The sequence below is a fragment of the Lysinibacillus sp. S1 genome (genome assembly GCF_044986265.1).
Taxonomy (GTDB): domain Bacteria; phylum Bacillota; class Bacilli; order Bacillales_A; family Planococcaceae; genus Lysinibacillus; species Lysinibacillus capsici.
Window position 1 is genome coordinate 1,168,589 of sequence record NZ_CP173154.1, and the last position, 24,299, is coordinate 1,192,887.

Below are 24,299 nucleotides of genomic sequence, written 5' to 3' on the forward strand. Positions count from 1 at the left end.
AAAACAAGCCGTTCTCTCTCTAATTATCATGTAAAATATTCTAATTTTGCTTGAGGGAAAAATTTCTGCATATAGCGATACAAATGTTCCTTAATGTCTTCCTCTTCCTCTTTTTGATAAATATATTTACCAATGCCATATTTGCCCCATTTATATCGTCTTACCGTCTCGTCGAGCTCTAGCTTTGTCATTGGATAATTTTTTTCAATCACTCGTTTTGCAGGCTTTGTAAAGCGATGTTGAATAAATTCAAAGGTGATGTCATCGCGCACATCCTTTGGCAATTCAGCGTCCAATCGCTCAAACATATGATAATAGCCCTCCTGCCAGCCATCATGAAGATAGATGGGCGCAACAATAAATCCGAGTGGGTATCCAGCTCTTGCCACTTTCCCCGCTGCCTCAATGCGCTTTTCCAATGGTGATGTACCTGGCTCAAAGTGCTTAATCACATAATCAGCATTGACACTAAAACGAAACCTTGTACGACCATTATGCTTGGCATCTAATAAATGATCCACATGATGGAATTTCGTTACAAATCGTAACTGACCTAGCTCACTTTGTCCAAAATGCTCAATGGCTCGCTTTAAGGTATGCGTAAGATGATCAATTCCTACAATATCAGAAGTACAGGATGCCTCAAAGCGAGTGATGTCAGGTGCTCGTTCAGCCATATAGTGATCGGCCTGTTCTAGGATTTCATCGACATTGACATACGTCCGAATATAAGGTTTGCTGCCCATAGTTGTTTGTAAATAGCAATAATGACAATGTCCCATACAGCCAGTMGCAAATGGKATGGCATATTCCGCTGAGGGCTTAGATGTATCAAACKTTAATKTTTTTMGAATACCCACTACTAAGGTCGATTTTGCTACCCGATACTTTTGAAAATCATTGTCTCCAGGAAGGTTTCTCACTTGATTATGGGAAGTTGTATAGCGAATTTCAATTCCCATCTGCTCAAACTTCTCTTTTAGCTCCTGACCTAATGGATACTGGAGGGCATCTGGCTCAAAATAAACAAGCTGAGGGGTAAATGGCTTTATCATATGAGTCCTCCCTTAATGAAAATACTGGTGATAGGCCTGTTCAGCCGCCATCTCGCTTGCAAAAATTACCATGTCATTCGTGATTGGATAATAGGTTTCAAATAAAAATAGAGCTAKCTCCTCTGGTTTTTCTGGATGATAAACGACTGCCGCTTCCTGTATATTCGTTACATCTTGAATATGTGGATTGCGGTAAAAAATATAAACAATATCACCCACATCAAATGGTTGTTGCATCTCTTCACCTTCCTCTGCCTTTCCATTAGTTTGGTGAAAGTGTACAAAAAATATGTCATAAAAAATTTAGTTGGTAATATACATACAGTCGTGCAGTTATTTTAAGAAAATTGCACTTCCCGTAAATTGTAACACTTCAATTTAACCTGCTTTATTCAATTCTCCTACGTCGAATAGTGTGAGGTTATCCACTCAAAATTCCCTTACTCTTTTCAATCCTCTTGTAAGGAAAGTAAGCCAGAATACGTATCAAAACTGCATGATGGTTAAATTTTCTTCAAAAGGTAAAAGGGTGAAACTTTTAGGCTGCTCATACGTTAAATTAGATGTCATGCTAAGTCAATCAAATGGCATGAAGAAGGGTGGAATTTATGAAAAAAATATGGACTTTACTTTTTGCTGTGATACTTATTGTACCGTTAGTATTACAGCCGGCAACCGCACAAGCGGCAAAAGCCATCACAATTAATGTGGATGGGGTGCAATTAAAAACCGATCAGCCACCAGCGATGATTCAAGGACGTGTTATGCTACCACTTAGAGCGATCTTTGAAGCATTGAATGCAAGCGTAAACTGGGACCAAAAGACTCAAACAGTCACAGGGATAAAAGGTGATACAACGGTAGTTCTCAAGATTAAATCAAAGACAGCTACTATTAATAACCAGACTGTAACGCTTGATGTACCAGCACAGGTATTAAAAGGTAGAACAATGGTACCAGTACGCTTCGTCAGTGAAGCACTTGGGCAGGATGTTGATTGGAACTCGGAAAAACAGCAAGTATCTATTAAATCTGACACTCCAAGTAATATCAGTATTGCTCCAGCGAGCAATGTGTCAGTTCGAGATGTGAATGATCAGGGAGATGGGCGTGATCTTGAGGTTAGCTTCTCTAAATCGTCTACAGAATCATATGTAGATCATTATCGGGTTATGGTTGTGAAGGCTTCTAAAAGTTTTAATTTGTCATCAGCTCTTAAAGTCTCCTCTTCTAATTATTCAGTGGTATCGACTTCAAATGCGAATCGTGCCGTAACTTTATCGCAAAACTCGCGAGATGTGGACGGAGACTACATAAAAAATGATCAGTCTTATGTGGTTTATATACTTGCCATTGGTAAAGGTTCTTATTCTAGCGTATTATCAACTTCTTCTCCGAAGATTACTCTAACAAACATGTCTACTGTTACCGCAGTAACAAATGTGAAGATTAGMGATATTAACGATTTTGGCGATGGACGTGATGTCTCAGTTAGCTTTACTCGTCCACAAAATGATAGCAATACTTCCAATTACCGTGTGTTTATAGTAAAGACCAAGGATGCTAACAATTTTAGTCTTACCACTGCGAATAATTTATCCAGCAATTATTATACAACAGTGGACAAATCAGGAAGCAACGGCAGTACGTTGATAGCAACTCTGTCTTCCTCAACACGAGATACTTCAGGTGACTTTATAAAGAATAACGAATCCTACACAGCGTTCGTTATGTCTGTAAGTAATACGAATTCTGGCATGAATAAACTCTCGCCTGCTTCATTAGCAGTAACGCTTACTGTATCTACTCCAACTATTACACAAGTAGATGATGTTAATGATTTTGGCGATGGACGCGATTTGAGAGTTAGCTTCAACAAAGTGTCTGACGAATCTAATGTTAACTCTTACCGAATTTTTGTTGTAAGAGCTAACAACTATACGAACTTTACATTGACAAAAGCCAACAGTTTACCTAGCACTTATTACACACAAGTGAACAAAACAGGCAGCAATATTACTCAGGTGCTCTCTGCAGGGGCAAAAGATACTGACGGTTATGCCATTCAAAATGGCGTTAGCTATCGTGTATTTATTATGGCAGTAACTAATAACTCTGCAAATAATGTGCTTTCTTCAGCCTCCAATATGATTTCGCTGCTTAGCAACAATGTGGGTGCAGTGTCGAATATCATTGCCAGCGATGTGAGCGATTATGGTAACGGTCGTGACCTCTTTGTGTCATTCAATAAAGCTGTTGATGAGGCACCTATTAATCACTATCGAATTATGGTGGTACCAACAGCAAATTACAATAATTTTAGTCTGACGGATGCTAATAGCGTATCYAGCAGCAATTACACAACTGTTAATAAATCTGGGAAATCCACATATGAGCAAGCGTTATCTGAAAATACTCGGGATGTGCGCGGAAATACTATTAAAGAAGGTACGAACTACCGTATCTATGTACTGACTGTTGCCAATGGAAATACATTAGGAAACAATGCGCTAACTGCCGCAACGTCTACAGTTACACTAACTAAGAACTTCACTGTGCAAGCTGTAACTAATTTGAATGTTGCAGATATCGATGATAAAGGGGATGGCCGTGATGTGCAAGTAACATTCACGAAGCCTACAGATGAATCGAATGTTAATCATTATCGGATTTTAATGGTACCAACTGCATATTACAGTAGCTTTAATCTTTCACAAGCCAATAGTAGCTCTTATTACATCACAGAAAGCAAAGGTGGAAATTTAGCAGCAAATAGAACATTGGATGGGATTAGGGATGTACGAGGTAATTTTATTACAGAAGGAACTAGCTATCGCGTCTATGTACTGACTGTTGCCAATGGTAACTCTTTAAATGCCTACGCTTTATCCTCTCCTTCACCTGTGATTACAATTAGTAAAAGCAAAGCTGTTCAGGCAGTAAGCAATATTAATGTTAGCGATGTTGGTGATTATGGAGATGGTCGAGATCTACAGATTTCGTTTACAAAACCTTCTGATGAATCAAATATAGATAGTTACCGTATTCTAGTTGTGCCCGCATCAAAGGCAAATGACTTTGATCTGAATACAGCTATTAGAGCAACTAATTATACAGGTTGGAGTAAAGGCCAGTATAGTGTGAAATTAGGGGCTAATAGTAGAGATACAGACGGAAGACTTATAACGAATGGCCAAGAATATCGCGTATACATCTTGTCTGTAGGTGGTGGAAATTCTAAGGAAATGTATAGCTTATCCTACCCATCTTCCTACATTGCTTTGGAAGACCTTTCAGCTCCTGGATCAGTGGAGAAAGTAACACTCAGTCTTCAGGGCGACGGATATAAATATAACAATATAAACATTAGCTTTGATGTCAAAAATGGTCAAAGCGTAACGGAGTATAGAGTGTTTATGTTACCTAAGGATAAAGCAGATAGTTTCAAATTGGAGGATGCTATTAGCAATCCAAATAGCACCAGAATTTATCCGAATAATCTCTCTAACGTCAGCCAAGCGCTAAGCATACCAGTAGATGCATTTGGTAATCAACTTGATTCATCTACAGAATATGTTGCTAAGGTTCTGACTTTGGCGAAAGGAACTTCTTCGCTATCGAACACATCCAATAATTCGGTGCAACTCAATAAATCTCCTGATAATAACAATAATGAGGCACTCCAAGACCCTCAAATTAATCAATAGGTCAATTATTTTTTCATAGCTGGGACTCCTTATGGCGCTTCATGTACCATAAGGAGCCCTTGTTGTTTTGTAATTACTTTTCCCTCTGCTTTTTACATACGTCGCTCTATTTCCACTCTTTATTAATTTGTATACTGAACGACAGCCTGGCTTATAGTTGCTTTGTCATCTGTACCTGCTCTGTTGTCACCTTTAATCCATGCTTTAACAAATAGCTCGTTGCTGGATTGCTCGCTAAGAAATTCACTGTCGTCAAATGGACTTTATGTGTTGTAATACTTGCTAAAAACTGTGTTATTAACTCTACATTACTTTCCTCTAGTATTACCATTTGATAAAGTAGAATACGCTCCACCTCACCATATTCATTCCACAATGTTTTGTATAGCATATAGCCAAGTGGTTCATTGTTATCATTATAAAACACCTTTGCTTCCCCATGCTTCACGCTCTGCCAGTTACACTGCCAAGGAACATTTTCCCGATAGAAAGATAGATGTGCTAGCTGCTCTGGGCGAATGGTCGCTATATGAAGGGCTACTGTAGATGTTACCTTGGCTTCATACTCGCCGCTTAAAAATAGTAATTGATTGGCAACCACATAGCCATATTTTTCATACAAGGCAATGGCTACCTGATTTTCCTTAATGGCTTCTAACGTACCCAATTCTACATTTTCTCGCTTATAGATAGCTAGGGTTTCCTCCATTAATAGGCGCGAGACACCCTTACCACGATATGCTGGAGAAATACCAGTCCCACCATTCCAAGCTGTTTTTTGGCCATCGATGGTACGAAAGCCATTCATCACAATGGCAATCGGTTCCTCTTGATCAAAAACGACAATAGAATGCTCAGAAGATAAGCCCTCCCCCACTAGTCGCTGTAAAAACATTTCTGCTGTCATATTAATTTCAATAAAATAACCTTCAAAGCCTTTGTTCCATGCTTTCAATACTTCATCTAATGTACATTGTGCAACTGTTTTAATCTTCATACAATCCCTCTTTTCAAATGGAATCTAATGCTGCTAGATTTTCTAAGGTTAGTTTTCTCACAATCTCATAACCATGTCCTTGACCTTTTGGTTTTATGACAACCGTCCCCATATTCGAAATGATGCCCAGCCCCGCATTTCTTGGAAAGCTATGCCCAATGATTATGTTGTTTATGCCCTCGGGTGGGATGATTTCCAGCATCGATGTAGAAATCGTTAATATACTGCTTTGCACTACTGTAGGAAGATTGCCACCTAACATAAAGATTTCAAACAAGAAGGGGTCAATTTGGAGATTGCTGTTTGGAAATGCCAAACGTGCTGTTTCAATGGTCCGACAAAAAGGACTGGTAGTGATGGTGGAAAGGATGGGAATTTGCCAATAGCGTAGCATTTGACCATAATAAATTGCCTCCCTACGACCTTGATCGGATAAATTCCGTTGATTTTGACAACTTTGAAATGTACCATATGCTTGATCTACACCAATAGTTGCTGTTCCGTGTCTTGCATATAAAGTTAGCCCACCTTTTCTCAATAACGCTAGGAGACCCTTTTCCATTTTCTTCATCTCCTTCATCATATCACTTTCTACTTTGTAATGYAWKWGATGGGCATGCCTCTAAGCTCCCCACAACTTTTTGTAGGAAGCTTTTTTCTGTTATTTTATTGGAATTCTGACAATAGCAGTCGTTTCTAAATGTTTTGATGAATCAATTGAAATATGACCATTATATTTAGTGACAATTTCTTTGACAATAAATAAGCCTTGCCCTCTTAGTCTACCATTCTCATGTTTTTTCGTTGAAAATCCTTGTTTGAATATGTGATCGGGATTCGCAATATTTGGCCCAGTATTGGTAATTTTAAATTCATACTGAGATTCATCTGCTGTACAGCAAATCTTAATCTTACGTTGTTCCTCAGGTAATTCAACAGCAGCATCAATCGCATTATCAATTAAATTGGATAGAATCTTGATTAAATCTGTCGTTTTAATCTTATTAAAKKCMWTTTGWGWMWGSGTAARATCCATATCMATATGATGATTTTGAGCCGTTAATTTCTTCGTTTGCAATAAGATGGACAAACCTGGATGATCAATATTTAATTTTAATGACTTGATCGCCTGAACTTCTTTTGATAGTGAGGATAAATATTGTCTCGCCTGATCTGTTTTTTCTAATTGTAATAAACCATGTAACACTTGGATATGGTTCGTAAAATCATGACGTAGGGACGACACCGAAGTAATCAATGTTTTGATTTCTGCTAGATATGTGTCCTCTGTAGCGCCAACTTCCTTCGCTACCTCTTTTTGATACCATCTTTGTAAAAATAAAAAAGAACCGATGACAATTAAAATAAGTACACCATTAAAAATAAAATTAAATAGGTTGTCTTCAATGACTTTACCCTTAATACCATTTAGCGTATCTGCACTAATGTCAATGCCTAAATACCCGATAATTGTTCCATTATCATCTTTGATGGGTGCACCAACAGATAAATAAGACCCATGTTCAGAATCATGAATTACCTCTGTAACATAGGTTTCACCATTATAGGCCTTTTCAACATGCTTTGCAGGAACAGTACAAACCACGCCAATACCGAAGCCCTCTTTCATTTCTTTTGGCATCCCTGTAATCATGGCTATAGATACTTCAGGATTATCCACCTTTAAGGTGTAAACAAATAGTGCACCTAATTTTATCCTTGCATCGTTTAAATAATTTCTTACTTTCCAATAATAATCATTTTCCTGTGGATTATTTAAAAATTGCTGATAGGAATCCGTATCTATGGATGCAGCAATAGAATGGGCTGCCTCTAAGCTTTGATTGGCAATCGACTCTTCAACGGTCTTTTTTATTTTTACATAGGATGTAAAGATGTTTAAACTTGTAAACAAACATAATAAAATCGTTGATAGAATTAATATTAGTTTTATTTTTCTATTTTTCATAAAAAACGGTACTTCCTCATCTATAAATATTCTAGAATATTATTATATTATAATTAACTCTATTTTTTGTTTGTAAAGCAAACATTGCTTGTATATCCTACATAAATTAAAACACAAAATCAATTTTTATTTTATTCATACCCAAAATTACACACTGTAACAAATAGTTTAATAATCCTTGACAAGAAAGTAAACTAAAAAGATAAGTAATAACTTTTTATGTCTCATTTCCTATTTAAATGGAAAATTGAAAAAACCACTAAAGCAAAGGTATCAAAAAAAGATCAGGTATCAACAATACCTGATCTCATCACAATATGCTTATTTTTTACTTGAAGTCCGTGTTTGATCTTGCGGCTTAAGAAAGGTAGGTCGTTTACTATAGCCCTTTGGAGATAGTCGCAATAGGGACTTACGTATATTGCCCTTTTCAAAATCGGCACTAAAGTTTACGTATGGCACTCCCAAGACTCTCATATTCGCAGTGTATAAAAGGATGAAAAACACGGATATAAAAAAACCAAATAAACCAAAAAACGCCGAAGCCATAATAATGATTAATCGAAAAATACTCATAGCCGTCACAAAGGATTGATTGACCAATGTAAATGCAGCGATACTAGAAATGGCAATCACAACTATCATTGAGGGGCTTGTAACACCTGCTTTAATCGCTGCATCCCCAATAATTAGTCCCCCTACCACACTAACTGAGCCACTGATTGCACTAGGAAGGCGCAAGTTAGCCTCTCGAAACAATTCAAACATAAATAGCATCATTAAAATTTCTAGAATGGTTGGAAAGGGCAATCCTGACCTCGATTCTACAACCGTAGCAAGTAGTAGAAATGGAAGCTGTTCTTGATGATATGTCGTCAATGCAAGCCAAAAACCTGGCAGTAGCATACTTATTAATATCCCGACAATTCTGAGTAATCGTTCCATCGAGCTAACAATGAGTGGGTACTCATTATCCTCTGCTGATTTAAAGAGCAACATAATATTTGCAGGTGTAATTATGGCATAGGACACACCATCAATCATTAAGAGTATTCTTCCTCTAATTAAGGCCTGCATAGCAAAATCAGGTCTTCCTGTATAATCATGTCTTGGAAGAACTGTCGCTGTCTTTTCAATTTTTTCCATTAATAAGTCGCCATTGATAACAATATCCGTGTCAATTTTTTGTAATTGAAGTCGAATTTGTTCCAGCATATTTAAATTCACAATGTCTTCCATATATAGTATGGCTACGGTTGTTTTAGAACGCTTACCAATTTCTAATGTCTCTACACTAAAAGAATTAGTCGGTAATCGTTTTCTTAATAAAGCAATATTAATAAAAACATCTTCAATAAAGTCATCTCTAGGTCCCTTTACTACTAGTTCTAATGTTGTTTCCCCAGGCTCTCGATTGGGTCTTTTTGAAATATCACTAGAATAAAGTAATTGATTTTCTTCAAAATACAGTAAAACATGGCCTTTATAGACCCTAGTTACCGCATCCTCTTTCGATAAAATCTTTTGTAAATAGGGAATGTGTAAATGCTGTTCAATTTCTTTCTCTAGCATGTCCTCAGTGACATTGCTTAACAAAGATTGAACACGTTGAACAACCACAGTTTGAAGTATTTGCTCATTGACCATTGCATCACAAGTTATAAAATGTACTGTATATTGCTGAAAATTATATTGTTGGAAAATCACATCAGCAGAGCGTTGAAATAGTGATTTCAACATTTTCAAATTAATTTGTTCCATTGATGAAATACTTCTCATCTCCTACTGAGCCAGCTCAAGATTAGTACATTTATGAAAACAATCACCTTCAATAAATACACTTAAGCATATTTTTCCCATGGTTGTTCAAAATATTCAAAGAAACAAATGTTGTGACGACTATTCAAATTGTCCTGATCCAATCATTTTCTTTAGATTTGCCATCTCAATTGCAGACATTGCAGCATCATAGCCTTTATTACCMGATTTCGTTCCTGCAMGTTCAATTGCCTGTTCAATATTGTCGGTAGTAACAATTCCAAAAATAACAGGTACATTCGTTGACAATGACACATTGGCAATGCCTTTTGCCGATTCATTACAAACATAGTCATAGTGTGTTRWWKMKSCMYKAMTAWMAGTASYKMMAYYWWYWRTAGCATCATATTTCTTGGTTTCTGCCAGTTGTTTCGCTATAAAAGGAACTTCAAAAGCTCCTGGCACCCATGCAACATCAATAGATGCAGAATCAACCCCATGACGAGTTAAACCATCCATTGCCCCATCCAATAATTTGCTAGTAATGAACTCATTAAAACGACCCACTACTACTGCAATTTTCAAATCCGTTCCAATTAATTGTGCTTCAAATGTTTGACCCATTGTTCCTTCTCCTTTTTACATAGAAATTTTAGTTTTATTAGTGGATAATTGTTTACGATAAGCAACCAATKCTTCTATCKYKWWCRYTKYYMWYSYWTKATGTKCWDCDTWAHTTGTTAGTTCTTCAAACCGAAGCATGTGCCCATCATCACCCATAATTTCGCAAATAACACCTGCAGGTACGCTATGACAAAGCTTCGCTAGATCAATAGTGGCCTCCGTGTGCCCTCTCCGTTCCAGCACTCCTTGCTCTTTCGCAATCAACGGAAAAATATGGCCTGGTCGACGAAAATCAGTTGGCTTAGCTTGCTTTTCTATCATTCTTTGTATCGTTAGCGCACGCTCAAAGGCGCTAATCCCTGTCGTTGTTTCTACATGATCGAGACTTACCGTAAATGCGGKTYKMKKGKKMTCKGWRWKGTRYWKAASMRWYGGATAKAAATCTAGCTTTTGTGCAAGCTGCTGCGAAATCGGCGTACAAATTAAACCTCTACCATTGTTTGCCATAAAGTTGATTGTTGCTGGTGTGATGAATTCAGCGAGTGCCAGAAGATCTCCTTCATTTTCTCGATCCTCATCATCAACCACCACAATCATATTGCCCTGCCTTAAATCCTCTATGGCTTCTTCAATTGAATGTAGCACGATGATCAACTCCTATTCTGTGATTTAAAAACCATGTTGTGCTAAATAATCTCTTGTAATAGCTGGCGTTGTTTGCCCCTTTTTTAATTGCCCTATAATGTATTTTCCAACTAAATCGGTTTCGATATTAACGATTGCTCCAACCCTCTTCATACCTAAAACGGTTTCTTTGTAAGTATGAGGAATAAGTGAAATTGTGACACTCTTGGCTTCAACATGAAAAAGGGTTAAGCTTGTGCCATCAATTGTTATGGAACCCTTTGGAATACAAAAGTTGGTTAGTTCCTCTGACATTTCGATATCAATATAAACGGCGTTTGCTACTGGACGTTTTCGCAAAATTTTGCCGACTCCATCAACATGACCAGCAACAAAATGGCCACCAAATCGCCCATTAGCAGGCATGGCACGCTCCAAATTAACAGAATCACCTATTGCCAGCTGCTGTAGATTTGTTGCTTTGACTGTTTCAGGCATAACATCCATCGTAAGCTGCTGTTGTGTGAAATTTGTCACCGTTAAACAAACTCCATTGACCGCTATACTGTCACCAAGCTTGACATCCTCCGTTATCTTGGCTGATTGAACCGTAATTTTCATACTGTCCCGATCACTTTGCAAGGCTTTTATGATACCAATATCCTCTACAAGTCCTGTAAACATTCCATCACCTACTCTACTTTATTAGCACTTCTATCCTTAACTTTTAAAGTTGATCTACCTATTTTTGTGCCTTATCCTTCTCCCTTCTCTCGTTAGCAATAAAAAATAAAAACCCCTTTACATCAAAGGGGTTTTGGGAGTATAAGACATCAACAAATAAGCCTATTTGAAAACAATTTTTTCATAGACTGTCATCTCACTCGTTCTTCTCCCATCCAGACTATCACTGTCGGTTTTGGATTTGCACCAAATCAGCTTGCGCTCACGGACTTTGAATTGCTTCATCACCGCCGATTGGGAATTTCACCCTACCCCGAAGAACATCTTCTATTCGATTGTGGCTAAATCAGAACCACCAGTCTAACTGGTGGTTTGCTCTACGCGTGAAACGCTGGGGTACTGGCCCATGTCTAAAGACACACTGAAAGGTCCGCCAACCGCACTCCGTTTTCACGCTACCACTAAAGTGGTTTTATTATTTTCGCTTTTTTGCTTGTATTTCTTCTCCTGTAAATGGATCAATGAATTCTTTCATGGTCATTTGATCCTCAAGTATATCCTCTTGCAATTGATTTTTTATATATTCCTGTATGATTTTTCTGTTTCGTCCTACTGTATCTACATAATATCCGCGACACCAAAACTTCCTATTTCCATATTTGTATTTCAGGTTCGCATGCCGATCGAATATCATTAAACTACTCTTCCCTTTCAAATAACCCACAAACGATGAAACACTTATTTTTGGTGGAATACTCACCAACATATGAATGTGATCAGGACAGGCTGTGGCTTCAATGATTTCTACTCCTTTTCTTTCACATAACTGGCGAAGAATTCTACCTATATCTGCTTTGATTTGTCCATAAATAATCTGCCTTCTATATTTTGGCGCAAAGACGATGTGATACTTACAATTCCATGTCGTGTGTGCTAAACTTTTATTATCCATTTGGAGCCCCTTTCGTACGAAGTCGGTTGACCAGACCTGATTTCATTGTACGGCTGGGGTTTTTTTCTTGTCCATAGCTAGAAGCTCTTTGGAACCCCTCGCATAGCAAGGGGTTTTCAAAATATACAAAAAAACTTCCCACAAGATGATTGGGAAGTTTTGTAATAAATGCATAGTCAAATAAACCTTCTAAATTAGTATCAATTTAAAAAGTTCGCATTTTTACCCTTCTCCCATCCAGACTGTAACTGTCGGTTTTGGATTTGCACCAAATCAGCTTGCGCTCACGGACTTTGAATTGCTTCATCACCGCCGATCGGGAATTTCACCCTACCCCGAAGAATATTTTTATTTAGCTAGTCTTACGATAACACTATTTTATTATATTATCCATCCTTCTTTTTAAATTTTTTTCGAAGCATAAATTTTAAACAGCTCTGACTCGACTTGAAAAATGTAAAAGATATTATTAAAATGATGACATTTAACCTGTTTATGGAACTTCTTCATCAAAAAAACGTTCCTTTACAAGTGACTATTCAGTCTAGCAGTTTGGAGGTCATTTACTTGACATTTTTTAAAAATATACCTTTTAAACAAGCTATTTTCTATGCCCTATTAGCACTCTGTTGTGGGGTTTCGATCGTTTTCGTACATCATAACGAACAATTTTATGATCGACCGATAGCGGAAATAACGCAAGTGGATGTAACAGCATCAGAACCCATGACAGATATGTATGAAAATGAGGATTTTTTGTTTACACAGGAGATTATGGCCATTATCAAAAATGGTCAGCATAAGGGGCAATCCATTCATTTGACGAATGACTATTCTTCGTCTGGTGCTTTTGATCAAGAATACCATGTAGGCAATGAAATCTTTGTCACGCTAGATGATCGCAAAACACAATCTGTTTTAACAGGAACCATTCTCGATTTAAAACGAGATCAAACCATGGTAATGATTGCATGGATTTTTATTTTTGCCCTACTTATTGTAGGTAAAAGACAAGGCTTATTTTCTATCATTAGTTTGAGTGTCAATGCTGTGATTTTATCATTCGCATTAGATCTTTATGTGAAGCATGGGGGCGTAAGCCTGTTATTAGTCAGCGGCATTTGCGCCCTGCTATTTACGATTATTTCGCTACTACTTATTAGTGGATTGCATACAAAAACATATGTAGCCATCGTGTCCACACTTTTAGGCACTGTTATAGCGCTTATCATAAGCTCTATTGTAATGTGGTTGACAGGTGAAAATGGTCTTCGTTATGAAGAAATGCAATTTTTAACACGTCCTTATCGTACTGTCTTTATGGCAGGTTTATTTATTGGCTCACTTGGGGCAGTAATGGATGTTTCTATTACAATGGCTTCCTCAATTTTTGCTTTATACGAGCAAGATCCTACAATCTCTGTCAAGGCTCTTAAATCTTCGGGACATGAAATCGGTAAAGATATTATGGGTACCATTACAAGTATCTTATTCTTTGCCTACCTTTGCGGCTCCATACCTATGATTATTCTCTATTTAAAAAATTCTTCCACATTAGGGCTTACATTGTCCTTAAATCTTTCTTTAGAATTAGCCCGTGCCTTAGCAGGGGGTATTGGTGTTGTCCTTACGATTCCTATCAGTCAGTATACCGCTATATTTTTCATTAATCGAAAGAGGGTTCAAGGATGAATGTTGTCGTCTTATTAGCAGTTATATTATTCGTGTTAATGGTACTTGTCGGCGGTAGACAGGGGATACGCTCATTTCTTTCTTTATTCCTAAACTTTGGTGTGCTCTTTGTCACCATTTTTTTAATGACAAACCCTAAAAATAGCCCCATCATCTTGACGTTTATTGCCTGTACGGTCATTAGCTGTATTAGTCTTTTCTATATCAATAAAACAAACAGTAAAACCATTACAGCCTTTATCTCGACGATGGTGACGATAGGTGTGTTACTACTCTTTATTACCTTTGTAACGGAAAAGTCGATGATCCAAGGGTTTGGCGAAGAATCAACTGAAGAAATCAGCATCTTTTCTCTCTACATTGGTGTTAATTTTGTGCAGATTGGTGCATCAGTCATCATTATGAGTACGATAGGTGCCATTATGGATGTAGCCATTTCCATCGCTACCTCTATGCATGAGATTTTTTATCGCAATCCTTCGATTAGTAGAAAAAAATTATTTACAGCTGGCTTAAGCATAGGAAGAGATATATTAGGAACCTATACCAATACGTTATTTTTTGCTTTCTTTGGTGGCTATTTAAGCTTATTAATCTGGTTCAAGGACCTCTCCTATTCGATTGGGGAAATTGTTAACTCCAAGGTTTTTAGTGCCGAAATGACAACCATTTTTTGTGCAGGAATCGGCATTGCATTGATTATTCCGATTGCCGCCTGCATCAATGCCTTTTATTTAATTCGAACACGCGAAAAAACAGAAAAACTTTTATAAAAATTACCAGTACCTATCATGCATTTGTGATAGGTGCTCGTCGTTTCTCCTCTAATTCATTCAAAAAATGAATGCTATGTCAAAAATGTTTGTCCAAATTGTGAAATCGTATAGATGAAGCTAGAATTAATACTTACATTCGAGAAAATTTTTTTGCTATAGTAAAAATCAGAAAAGCCAGTATCGTGGAGGTGTACTGGCTAATAGGAAAAACGATCGCTGATAATCCACATCACGATAACATCGTCATGGTCATTTTATTGTGCAGAAAATAAAAGATTGCTAGAAATTCGTCTATTAATTTCTAAATATTCTGTATTTTAATCTCCTATGATCGTCTAACATTTATTAAAGGAGCTTTTACTGTGAATAAAGAAATAAAAACAAGTCCGATTATGGCTGCTCTCTTAGTAGCTGGCTTTGTAGGATTGTTTAGTGAGACAGCATTAAATATTGCACTTGGAGAGCTAAGCCTGCTCTTCGATGTGGACGCTACAACCATCCAATGGCTTGCAACAGGATACTTTCTCACATTAGGCATTTTAGTACCTGTAACAGGCATTTTAATGCAAAAGTTTACTACTCGCCAAATGTTTATGGCGTCTTTACTCTTTTCGATAATCGGTACTATACTTGCCGCAGTCGCACCCGTTTTTGCTGTCCTACTTTTAGCACGTATTATTCAAGCAGCAGGACTTGCGATTATATTACCTTTAACGCAAAATGTGATTTTCACAATTTTCCCAGCTAATAATCGTGGTAGTGCTATGGGCGTAATGGGTCTCGTTATTTTAGCTGGACCCGCTTTCGGTCCAACCTTGGCTGGGATGATTTTAGATAGTTTGTCCTGGCACTGGATATTCTGGGTTACCATCCCCTTCCTATTATTCTCCATTATTTTTGGCTTTATCTTTATTCCTAATGTAAATGAAATAAAGCAGCTGGCTATTGATCTTTGGTCCATTCTCTTATCTACCATTAGCTTTGGTGGCATCGTTTATGGTGTCAGTGCTGGCGGAGATTTAGGCTGGTCAAATATTACTGTACTAGGCACCATTTTGCTAGGTGTAATCGCCTTATGTTTATTTGTAATACGTCAATTGAAAATGCAACATCCGATGTTAAATTTGACAGCGTTTCAATACCCCATGTTCGTGTTAGGTCTTCTTATGAATATGATTACCTTCTTCAATATGTTGTCTATGCTGGTAGTGCTTCCTATGTATATGCAAATGGTCCTTTTCGTATCGGCTTTTGGGACAGGTTTAATGTTGCTTCCTGGTAGTCTATTAAACTGTATATTAGCCCCTACAATTGGTAAATTCTTCGATAAATATGGCCCTCGTGCAGTCATTACGCCTGGCACTATACTTGTTGTAATCGGGTATGGACTTTATGCTTTATCTGGTACAGAAACAGCTACTTGGCTATTAGTCGTAACGCATATTATCATGATGCTTGGTGTTGGAATGGTATTAGCCTCTGTTCAAACAAATACGCTGAATGCCTTACCAAGACAATACTTTCCAGATGGCATTGCGATTACACAAACCTCTCAGCAAGTTTCTGGTGCAATTGGTATTGCTGTGATGGTGTCGTTGTTCTCAGCAAAACAACAGCACCTCCTAAGTGACATAACAACTAATACGCAAGAAGCAGCAGCTTCAGGTTCGGCCTTTGTCTTTTCTATCAGTTTTGTTCTGGCAATAATCAATGTCATACTCTCCTTCTTTTTGAAAAAAACACAATAATGTCGAGGTGTCTCAATGGACTTTTGAGACACCTCCTTTTGTTGTACCATTTTCATTGCAATCGCCGTATTTTCTGATAATATTTACCATAAGATGTTTACGTACGCTCAAAATGGTTGTTATTTCAAGAATACTAGATGCCCATTCCATGTAAAATTTTTTAGCATAGAACGTCAATACAACGAGATGAAAAAGGAGAAAGTTTGCAATGAAGCATATTATCTTTGATTTTGATGGGACGCTTGCAGATTCTACTGCTGTGTTTGCCTCAGCATGGAATACTTTAGCCCAAAAATATAAATTTAAAGGCATTGAATTAAAGGAAATTGATACATTAAAAAAATTATCAATTTCAGAACGCAGTAAATTATTCGACTTTCCAATGTATAAGTGGCCTATGATTTTACCGCAATTTTATAAATTGTATCGTCAATCATTAAATGATGTTCATCTTTTTGAAGGAATGAAGGAACTATTAATAGAGATTGATAAAAGAGGCTATAAAATCCTGATTATTTCCTCAAACTCTAAAGAGAATATTTTAGAATTTCTTAAAATGAACGGTATTCATTGTGTAGCAGATGTACTTTGCTCCAACCGCATTTTTGGTAAGGACAAAGTAATGAAAAAGTTTTTAAAGGAAGCAAATGTCGACTCGTCTAACGTCGTATACATTGGAGACGAGCAAAGGGATATTGTTGCTTGTAAGAAAGCCGGTATACCAATTATTTGGGTGGAATGGGGCTATGATGCCAAAGAAGTCGTACAAAATGACGAACCTGAATACAGTGTCTCAACACCACAGGAAATTTTAGAGATCATTTAATCATGAAAAAGGATAATAGCACTTGTCTATTATCCTTTTTATATGCCTATCCTTTGATGTCACTAATTTGCATTAGCTTTTCTGCTGTACTATTAACCCCTTTGTAGGCATCTGTTAATTCATGCATACTCGCAGCAAACTGCTGTGTAAACGCAGCAATTTGATTTGTTGATGCATTGACCTGATCGATGGATTGTTTAATATTTTCTAGTTGCACAGTTATGCTATCAGCACTTTCTGTACTACTCTGGGACATTTTTTGTATTTCAGAAGCGACCACCGCAAAGCCACGCCCATGCTCACCTGAACGTGCTGCTTCTATCGATGCGTTTAGACCAAGAATTCTCGATTTCATAGCTAAATCTTTTACTAAATGGACAATCACATTAATTTGTTCAATATCGCCTGTCATCGATTCCGCGAAATTAGATAGCTCTTCCAAACGATTGGATACATCCTTACTGGCAGTGGCTAATCCTTCATTTGTAGCTGTCATTTCTTCTACAGCACTCGAAAGCTCAGTTGCCAATAGACGCATACTATCCATTTTTTCGTTCGAAATAATGGCACTTACTACGCCAATAATACGTCCTCCTTCAAAAATAGGCTGGGCAGAGGCGATATAGGCCATACCAAAACCTTCTGCGCTACGCTCCTCTTTCACAAATTTTCCTGAACTTAACGCTATTTCTGTTGCTGTACCTCGATATTTATGTACTGGATCACCAACCCCAACTTTCAAGTCAACCTTTTTTCCTGGTTTGTAGGCAAGCACTTTTTCCGTATCTGCCACGATGACACAAGCATCCTCTGGGTAAGTTGCTTGGTATAAATCAATYGAATCAATCGTTGCTTGTAGTTTAGGATGCATTGTCTTTTTCCCCCTAAAATTTTCTGAATTGTATCAATTTAACTATATCATGCGATCCGAAAAAAGACACCAACGTCTAGTGGTGTCTCCTTACAACATTATGTTTTTTTCAATAATTCTACATATTTTTCTGCCGTTCGAATTTCAATTGTTAGAGAATTCTCTCCATAATTTGCCTTAATTAAAAATGGTACATCATTTGAGTTTTGAAACCTAAAATCTAACGTATCATAAGAAACCGTAGCATCTCTTCCTTTTGGGACATATCCTACATCTAACGAATGATGATGGCGCTCAACATATTTGACGGGAATTTGGTCTACTGCATTAAACAAGGTTGAAGAAGTTTGACAGATTCCACCACCAATTCCCATGACTACCTTCTTATTAATAATTTCAGGTGCGGGTTGATAGCCATTTGCCTCATCTCTTGGACCTACAATTGTATTAAAAGAAAAATAATCGCCACTGCCTACAATCACATTATGAATGGCTCTAGCAGAGAGCTCAATATTTTTATTTCTTCCTAAATCAGCACGATTGAAATAAGTTGTATAAGATGCAACAACCACTTCCTCTAATAAAGGAAGATCCTCAAAATAATAGCCACTTTCTGTTATATAGAGCGGCATTTCTACCTGACCGCCAGTCGCAGAAGCTTCGATAATACGCTCCACTAGCTCACTTTCCTTTAAAATGATTTGCGGCTTCCCCTTGATCACTTGCCCGTTTTCATCCAATCGATCAAGCATCATACGCTGATCATAGCCATTTGATGTGTCCGTTCCTCTCGCCCATTCCCTTGCTAATTGCTCTAGATGTTTTTGATAGGCTTGTGGGTCTGTATCGAAGCCAAATTCCTTTGGAGATATTGTTTTAAGTACCTTACTCGTAGTTGGATCAACAACCTCTACAATAGGATCAATCATTTGTTCTTGTTCATATGTAACAGGTTGCTGTATTTCCTCACGTTGTTGAATTTCTTGTTCTAGCTTGTTATCAGGGACTGCTGTTTTTTCACAACCTACGAGACCCGTCATACAGATAACGCAACATGTAGCTAACCACTTCTTTTTCAACCATAAACACCACCTCTATCTTCATACTACAGAGACATCTTATTCGTCTATTGCTCATAGTGTGTTGTTTTTTGGTTATTTTTATTTGTCAAGATAGCAAAAACACGCTACATTATCCTTAGCCTGACATATCTAAAGATAGTTTGATGTGTATTCTTGTACTTAATTAACCTTTTAATGATTTAGGGGGATTAATTCTAGAAGAAGTAATATACGCTTCCAATACGGTATACTTTAGAATTTAACGCGAAAAAGAGCATCTACTAGCTATCACAAAAGCCAATAGATACTCTTTCTTTTTTTATTTTTGAATAAACATTTGTGTCCAGTAATTACCTTCCTGTACATAGCCTACACCAATATGTGTGTAGCTTTTATTAAGGATATTGGCACGGTGTCCTTCACTGTTCATCCAGGCCGTTACAACTTCCTGTGCGGAGCGTTGGCCCTTCGCGATATTTTCACCAGCAGATTTATACGTAATACCGAAGTTTTTCATCATGGTAAAAGGTGTACCATACGTTGGACTTGTGTGGTCAAAGTAATTTTTATCCTGCATATCTTGCGACTTATATTTAGCAACCCTTGATAGCTCCCAATCTTCTTGCAATGCTGGAAGACCTGCTTTTGCCCGTTCTGCATTGACAAGTTTCACAACCTCTTGTTCAACTGTTGCCTGTTCTTTTACAGGGACGTTAATTTTTTGACCTGGAGAAATTTGATTTGGGTTAGCGAGTTGTGGGTTGGCATCAATTAATTCCTGTACACCCGTTTCTGTTTTTAATGCTATTTTCCATAGCGTATCGCCAGATGTCACTGTATAGGATTCGGCGGCCATTGCCGCAACTGGTACTAATAATGAAGTTGCTACTACTGAAGCTAGTGCTACTTTTTTTATTTTTTTAATCACCCTTCCTAATTGCTCTACCATTATCGTAAATAGTTTCTGAGCCATAATCATCACAAAATATTTGGAAGGATTTTTACAATTGTATGACAAGCTCGCCATATGTTTAGTTAAAGCCCTTTCTCTCGCTATTCTTTCCCATTGGAATTGTCATCAAGTTGCAATATGTTTGTAATTGGCATACATTACTAATAGATTCAGTBATCAATTGCTGCACAAAATAWCCTATTTTGCTAATTGCTTACGCTGTAATCGATAAATTAAGAGAATATAGAGCCAATCATAAAAGAGCGTTGCTACAGAAATAATGGTAATTAAAGGTGTGCGRAAGTATAGATAAAATCCAACCGCTGCAAATAATGTACCCACCATCTTACAAACTGCTATCCCCATGGATTGACCAGCTAAATTCCCTCTTTGCAAGAGTAAAGCAATAAATAGTCCTGACATCATAAGATTTTGAAAGAATGCTACGTACTTTCCTTCGAAATCTTGAAATTCATAGACTATACCTAAAATGATCAGCATGCTAAAGATTAACGTGATCAAAAAGGAGAANTACAATAGCTTTTTTGATAGCATCTTTCGATATTCATTTGGAGCATAACGTAAAAATTGCATCAAAATAAAGACATCCAATACAAACCARRWMARMRKRATATAGCGWWRSWKGKSRTTKKKKRKSYAGWAMAARGMAAAGRWAAATTCCCATGAAATATTGGCAMAAATAGSGACCATAGGCATGCCATAGGTTTTATCTTGCCATCCTTTGTAAATAACAAGTATATATGTAAAAATCCAAAANNGACCCATTCCTACTTGGCAAATTAATAATATGTCTTGTTCACTCAACATTCACGCTCTCCCCCTCTCTAGCATTCCTTCTACTATATGAGGAAATCGATTCTTTATGTCTAAAAGTTTGATAGACGGGTAAAGGAGTGCTAAATAGTAAAAAACGGCAACCTATACATTCCACAAGCGATCCTATATAGTAAAACGAGGTGATTAAATGAAAATAAAAATGTATATAGATAATGAGCAATTTATCGCAGGAACGACCTTAAAAGATGAGATGGAGATTGAACACAATAATATGGCTTTGCATAGTTGCCATGATGTTCAAGCTATCATTAACAATCGTCAGCATTTAGCTGCGACATTGAACTGTGATTTACAAAATTTTATTTGTACAGAGCAAACACATAGTGCGAACTTTCATAAAGTCACATTAGCCGATCAAGGACGAGGAGCTGCGCAAATGGATACAGCGGTGAAGAATACAGACGCGCTTTATACACTTGAGCCTAACTTACTATTATGTAGTTTTACAGCAGATTGCGTGCCCGTTATTTTTTATAATGCTGTGAATGGACKCGTCGGTGTGATTCATTCGGGATGGCAAGGAACAGTCAAAGAAATAACACCCAAACTGTTTCAGCATCTTATGAATGAAGAACAGTGTCGACCTGAGGACTTTCATGTTCAAATCGGTATGGCACTGAGTCAGCAGAAATTTGAGGTAGACGCAGATGTATATGAAAAATTTCACAGTCTTGGTTATGCCGAAGAATTTATGTATTACAATGCAGAAACGAAAAAATACCATATTGATAATCAGCAGACAGTCAAAAAGCAATGTGAGCTTGCGGGTATTCCAGTGAATCAAATACAAATTGATGAAACCTGTACATTCCTTAGTCCCGATGGCTTTTCTTATCGTCAAGATAAACAAGCTGGAAGACATTTAAGCTTTATTATGCGAAAAACACAATAACAGCAAAGMCCCTTCTTATCGAATGGGTCTTTGCTGTTATTTTAAAGTACCTGTACTAATAATGGACGTTTCTACATGGACCTTCACGTCTAATTTTCTAATAAGCTCTCTTGTTTTTTTCGATGTCCATTTTCCATGATGATACATTCTAAATTCTTCGCTTAAGCCAGCTGGGTCTACCTCTGTTTTATTTAATCGCGCTAAAAATTCACTAATATCCTGTTCCAGCTGTTTATTCACATCTTTTTCCAAATCACTTATACTTTCAACTGTAAATAAATGTGATTCTCTTTCTCCCTTATATTCGCTTAAAGTACCCTTTATTTTTAAGAAAATCGTTAATTTGGGTGATTCCATATTTTTATTACTCTCTTTTTTCACACTGCTCTCGATTAAATCAATCATTACCTTTTCTTCTCCATGTCCCGCATTTAAATCAAGGTGCAAAGGAGCAAGATTTTTCTGTCCACTTAAAGCTTGAATAACTAGTGCTTCCTCAGGTTTAATTAATTCATGCATCTGATTCCCTTTAAATATGGCAACGCCTTTAATCTCTAATTTCTCCCCTCGTTTTTCAACATAGGGTAATACTGTATCCACTACAGGATTTGTAATCGAGTACATAAAATCATGAATATTGGTATTGGGGTTAAAAGCAGTATTGATACTCGGCTCTAATAGATTGTTCAAATAAAAATTAATACTTGGCTTATCAGGATAATCCCCTTTTAAAATCGCTTCCGCATTATCCTTCACAACAGCTATCAATACTTTATTACCTACTTCCGCATTGCGATATAAGTGCTGAACAATTTTTCGAACATTCCCTTTCCGCGCAAAATCTTCGTTTACTAAGACAACTCGCAATTGATTGAAGACTATTTTCTTATCGGATTGCTTTTCTATTTCCACGATGCCGCTTGATACTAAATCTGTTGTGATAGAAAAAGTTTGTGTGTCCTTTTCTGCTTCTGGAGAATATTGGGGGATCGCTACTGTGAGTCTCATCTGATTCTCATCGATATAGTCAAAAGCCATCGAGTCTACCATCCCAACATCTTCTAGAGGAACTTTTAATTCTTTTTTAGAACAGCCTGTAAGTAAAACGAAAATCAAAAAAGAAATGATGCATAGATGTTTATTTTTCATACCTGCACCTGCTTTTTTCGAATAACATATATCAGGATTAAAAACACTGGCCAGCTTACCAGCACATAGCCTACATAGTTACTTGCCATAAATAATTTTTCTTGGAATTCACGCGAAAAGGGCATTTTTACAATAAAGAAAATAATCAAGGCGATGATATACAACTGATAACTTTGCTTTTTCTTTTTAAGGAAGGTATCCATACCCCTTTTTGCACACCATACATAGGCTGTAATCGAGGATAAGATTAGAAAAACCCAAAGCGTAATGCCAATGATATCGATTCGCTCAATAAAGGTAAATTCTCCTGCCTTAAATAGGTTTAATACTGAAAACTCTACATTTTTTAATTGCCACTCTGAATAATACATTACGCTAATAGCTGTTGTTCTAAATCATAAAAATATACTACTCCAAATACCGATTAAGGAATGACGAAATGCCTTTTTTTGATCGATGATATATGGAAAATAAAATAGAATTAATTCGTAACCAAGGATAGAAAAATATCCTTGCTTTAACGCTTCATAAAATTCCTTAGGCGTAAAATTAAATAGAGGCAAAAAATGACTTGGATCACCTTTTTCAATGGCCCAGCGCGTAAAATAGAATAATCCAATGGTAATAAAAAATGTCATTATACAAAATCGTGCAATAGATTTAATACCCCCACTTACAATATAAATAAGTAGAAGTAAAAAGCAAAGGACAGGCATGGTAATGGTTTGTTCCTGCAATGCTGTACTTTGAATTAAGTGCATATAATTACTAATAATCCCTGCACTAAAAACAATAAATTGAATAATGACGAGTAGATTTATAAATTTTCCGAGCCATTTTCCCAATAATATTTCATTCATTCGAAATAAATCATCATTGGGAAACTTTGAACAAAGCCATACCATCGCAAATAGTGTCAGGCTAGCAATCACACCAAAGAGAAGAGGCATAAATGATTGTGTGTAGCCCATAGGACTTAATTTCTGAGGGAGCGAAAGGATACCGGTACCAATCATAATACTTTGCGCTAAGAAGATGACATGATAACGATTTAACACCTTTCCTTTTGTTGTATTCAAAGTTAACCACCTCATTCTCATTCTG

The 24,299-nt window shown here is 37.0% G+C and carries 19 protein-coding genes, 3 pseudogenes and 2 riboswitches; of the genes and pseudogenes, 6 read left to right on the forward strand and 16 right to left on the reverse strand.

Annotation, left to right across the window (positions count from 1 at the left end; genetic code table 11):
* Positions 1–26: 26 nt before the first annotated feature.
* A complete protein-coding gene (gene splB, locus ACHZEU_RS06195; protein ID WP_404804213.1) occupies positions 27–1,055 on the reverse strand; it encodes a spore photoproduct lyase in 1,029 nt (342 codons plus the stop codon).
* Positions 1,056–1,067: 12 nt separating this feature from the next.
* Entirely contained in the window at positions 1,068–1,292 is a 225-nt protein-coding gene (locus tag ACHZEU_RS06200) for a transcriptional regulator SplA domain-containing protein (RefSeq protein ID WP_404804214.1), read from the reverse strand.
* 371 nt (positions 1,293–1,663) lie between these two features.
* Between ACHZEU_RS06200 and ACHZEU_RS06205 the strand changes: the two genes are divergently transcribed.
* The gene (locus ACHZEU_RS06205) at positions 1,664–4,762 is read left to right on the forward strand and encodes a copper amine oxidase N-terminal domain-containing protein (RefSeq protein WP_404804215.1); all 3,099 of its coding nucleotides are present in this window, start codon (positions 1,664–1,666) and stop codon (positions 4,760–4,762) included.
* A gap of 151 nt (positions 4,763–4,913) precedes the next feature.
* Here the strand turns inward: ACHZEU_RS06205 and ACHZEU_RS06210 are convergent, their stop codons facing one another.
* The 8 genes and pseudogenes from ACHZEU_RS06210 to tnpA all read right to left on the reverse strand — a co-directional run bounded on the left by ACHZEU_RS06210 (position 4,914) and on the right by tnpA (position 12,370).
* The gene (locus tag ACHZEU_RS06210; RefSeq protein ID WP_048389925.1) at positions 4,914–5,759 is read right to left on the reverse strand and encodes a GNAT family N-acetyltransferase; all 846 of its coding nucleotides are present in this window, start codon (positions 5,757–5,759) and stop codon (positions 4,914–4,916) included.
* Positions 5,760–5,772: 13 nt separating this feature from the next.
* Positions 5,773–6,321 carry a histidine phosphatase family protein gene (locus tag ACHZEU_RS06215; protein ID WP_048389924.1) on the reverse strand — a complete coding sequence of 183 codons (549 nt, stop codon included), beginning with the start codon at positions 6,319–6,321 and terminating at the stop codon, positions 5,773–5,775.
* A 99-nt stretch (positions 6,322–6,420) separates the two neighbouring features.
* A complete protein-coding gene (locus ACHZEU_RS06220; RefSeq protein ID WP_404804216.1) occupies positions 6,421–7,728 on the reverse strand; it encodes an ATP-binding protein in 1,308 nt (435 codons plus the stop codon).
* A 321-nt stretch (positions 7,729–8,049) separates the two neighbouring features.
* Positions 8,050–9,489: a spore germination protein gene (locus tag ACHZEU_RS06225; protein WP_404804217.1), complete on the reverse strand. Its 1,440-nt coding sequence runs from the start codon at positions 9,487–9,489 to the stop codon at positions 8,050–8,052.
* A 138-nt stretch (positions 9,490–9,627) separates the two neighbouring features.
* Positions 9,628–10,110: pseudogene (ribH, locus tag ACHZEU_RS06230) on the reverse strand (6,7-dimethyl-8-ribityllumazine synthase).
* A 15-nt stretch (positions 10,111–10,125) separates the two neighbouring features.
* A pseudogene (gene ribB / locus ACHZEU_RS06235) lies at positions 10,126–10,755 on the reverse strand (3,4-dihydroxy-2-butanone-4-phosphate synthase).
* A 24-nt stretch (positions 10,756–10,779) separates the two neighbouring features.
* The gene (gene ribE, locus ACHZEU_RS06240; RefSeq protein WP_048389920.1) at positions 10,780–11,418 is read right to left on the reverse strand and encodes a riboflavin synthase; all 639 of its coding nucleotides are present in this window, start codon (positions 11,416–11,418) and stop codon (positions 10,780–10,782) included.
* Positions 11,419–11,617: 199 nt separating this feature from the next.
* Positions 11,618–11,743, reverse strand: a riboswitch (FMN riboswitch).
* A 150-nt stretch (positions 11,744–11,893) separates the two neighbouring features.
* Entirely contained in the window at positions 11,894–12,370 is a 477-nt protein-coding gene (tnpA, locus tag ACHZEU_RS06245) for an IS200/IS605 family transposase (RefSeq protein WP_115673398.1), read from the reverse strand.
* Positions 12,371–12,591: 221 nt separating this feature from the next.
* A riboswitch (FMN riboswitch) is annotated at positions 12,592–12,717 on the reverse strand.
* 220 nt (positions 12,718–12,937) lie between these two features.
* On the opposite strand from tnpA, the gene ACHZEU_RS06250 reads away from it, so the two are divergent.
* The 4 genes from ACHZEU_RS06250 to ACHZEU_RS06265 all read left to right on the forward strand — a co-directional run bounded on the left by ACHZEU_RS06250 (position 12,938) and on the right by ACHZEU_RS06265 (position 17,412).
* The gene (locus ACHZEU_RS06250) at positions 12,938–14,062 is read left to right on the forward strand and encodes a YibE/F family protein (RefSeq protein ID WP_066037650.1); all 1,125 of its coding nucleotides are present in this window, start codon (positions 12,938–12,940) and stop codon (positions 14,060–14,062) included.
* Complete coding sequence (locus ACHZEU_RS06255; protein ID WP_279494493.1) at positions 14,059–14,835, forward strand: YibE/F family protein; 777 nt, start codon at positions 14,059–14,061, stop codon at positions 14,833–14,835. Before ACHZEU_RS06250 ends, ACHZEU_RS06255 begins: the two co-directional genes overlap by 4 nt.
* Positions 14,836–15,200: 365 nt before the next feature.
* Positions 15,201–16,586, forward strand: coding sequence for a DHA2 family efflux MFS transporter permease subunit (locus tag ACHZEU_RS06260; RefSeq protein ID WP_083225374.1), 1,386 nt, complete (start codon positions 15,201–15,203; stop codon positions 16,584–16,586).
* A 208-nt stretch (positions 16,587–16,794) separates the two neighbouring features.
* The gene (locus tag ACHZEU_RS06265; protein ID WP_404804218.1) at positions 16,795–17,412 is read left to right on the forward strand and encodes an HAD-IA family hydrolase; all 618 of its coding nucleotides are present in this window, start codon (positions 16,795–16,797) and stop codon (positions 17,410–17,412) included.
* 46 nt (positions 17,413–17,458) lie between these two features.
* Here ACHZEU_RS06265 and ACHZEU_RS06270 read toward each other — a convergent pair whose 3' ends face one another.
* From ACHZEU_RS06270 to ACHZEU_RS06285, 4 genes are all read right to left on the reverse strand, one after another.
* Positions 17,459–18,283 (reverse strand): methyl-accepting chemotaxis protein, encoded by an 825-nt coding sequence (locus ACHZEU_RS06270; RefSeq protein ID WP_048389914.1) that lies wholly within the window; start codon positions 18,281–18,283, stop codon positions 17,459–17,461.
* A gap of 98 nt (positions 18,284–18,381) precedes the next feature.
* Positions 18,382–19,362 carry a VanW family protein gene (locus ACHZEU_RS06275; protein WP_404804219.1) on the reverse strand — a complete coding sequence of 327 codons (981 nt, stop codon included), beginning with the start codon at positions 19,360–19,362 and terminating at the stop codon, positions 18,382–18,384.
* 301 nt (positions 19,363–19,663) lie between these two features.
* Positions 19,664–20,323, reverse strand: coding sequence for a CAP domain-containing protein (locus ACHZEU_RS06280; RefSeq protein ID WP_404804576.1), 660 nt, complete (start codon positions 20,321–20,323; stop codon positions 19,664–19,666).
* A gap of 171 nt (positions 20,324–20,494) precedes the next feature.
* Complete coding sequence (locus ACHZEU_RS06285) at positions 20,495–20,719, reverse strand: hypothetical protein (protein ID WP_404804220.1); 225 nt, start codon at positions 20,717–20,719, stop codon at positions 20,495–20,497.
* 562 nt (positions 20,720–21,281) lie between these two features.
* Here ACHZEU_RS06285 and pgeF point away from each other — a divergent pair.
* Entirely contained in the window at positions 21,282–22,046 is a 765-nt protein-coding gene (gene pgeF, locus ACHZEU_RS06290) for a peptidoglycan editing factor PgeF (protein WP_404804221.1), read from the forward strand.
* Positions 22,047–22,082: 36 nt separating this feature from the next.
* Here the strand turns inward: pgeF and ACHZEU_RS06295 are convergent, their stop codons facing one another.
* Together ACHZEU_RS06295 and ACHZEU_RS06300 are read right to left on the reverse strand one after the other, a co-directional pair.
* Positions 22,083–23,195: a Ger(x)C family spore germination protein gene (locus ACHZEU_RS06295; protein WP_112117688.1), complete on the reverse strand. Its 1,113-nt coding sequence runs from the start codon at positions 23,193–23,195 to the stop codon at positions 22,083–22,085.
* A pseudogene (locus ACHZEU_RS06300) lies at positions 23,192–24,295 on the reverse strand (GerAB/ArcD/ProY family transporter). The gene ACHZEU_RS06295 and the pseudogene ACHZEU_RS06300 overlap by 4 nt, the downstream one beginning before the upstream one ends.
* Between the last annotated feature and the right edge of the window lie 4 nt (positions 24,296–24,299).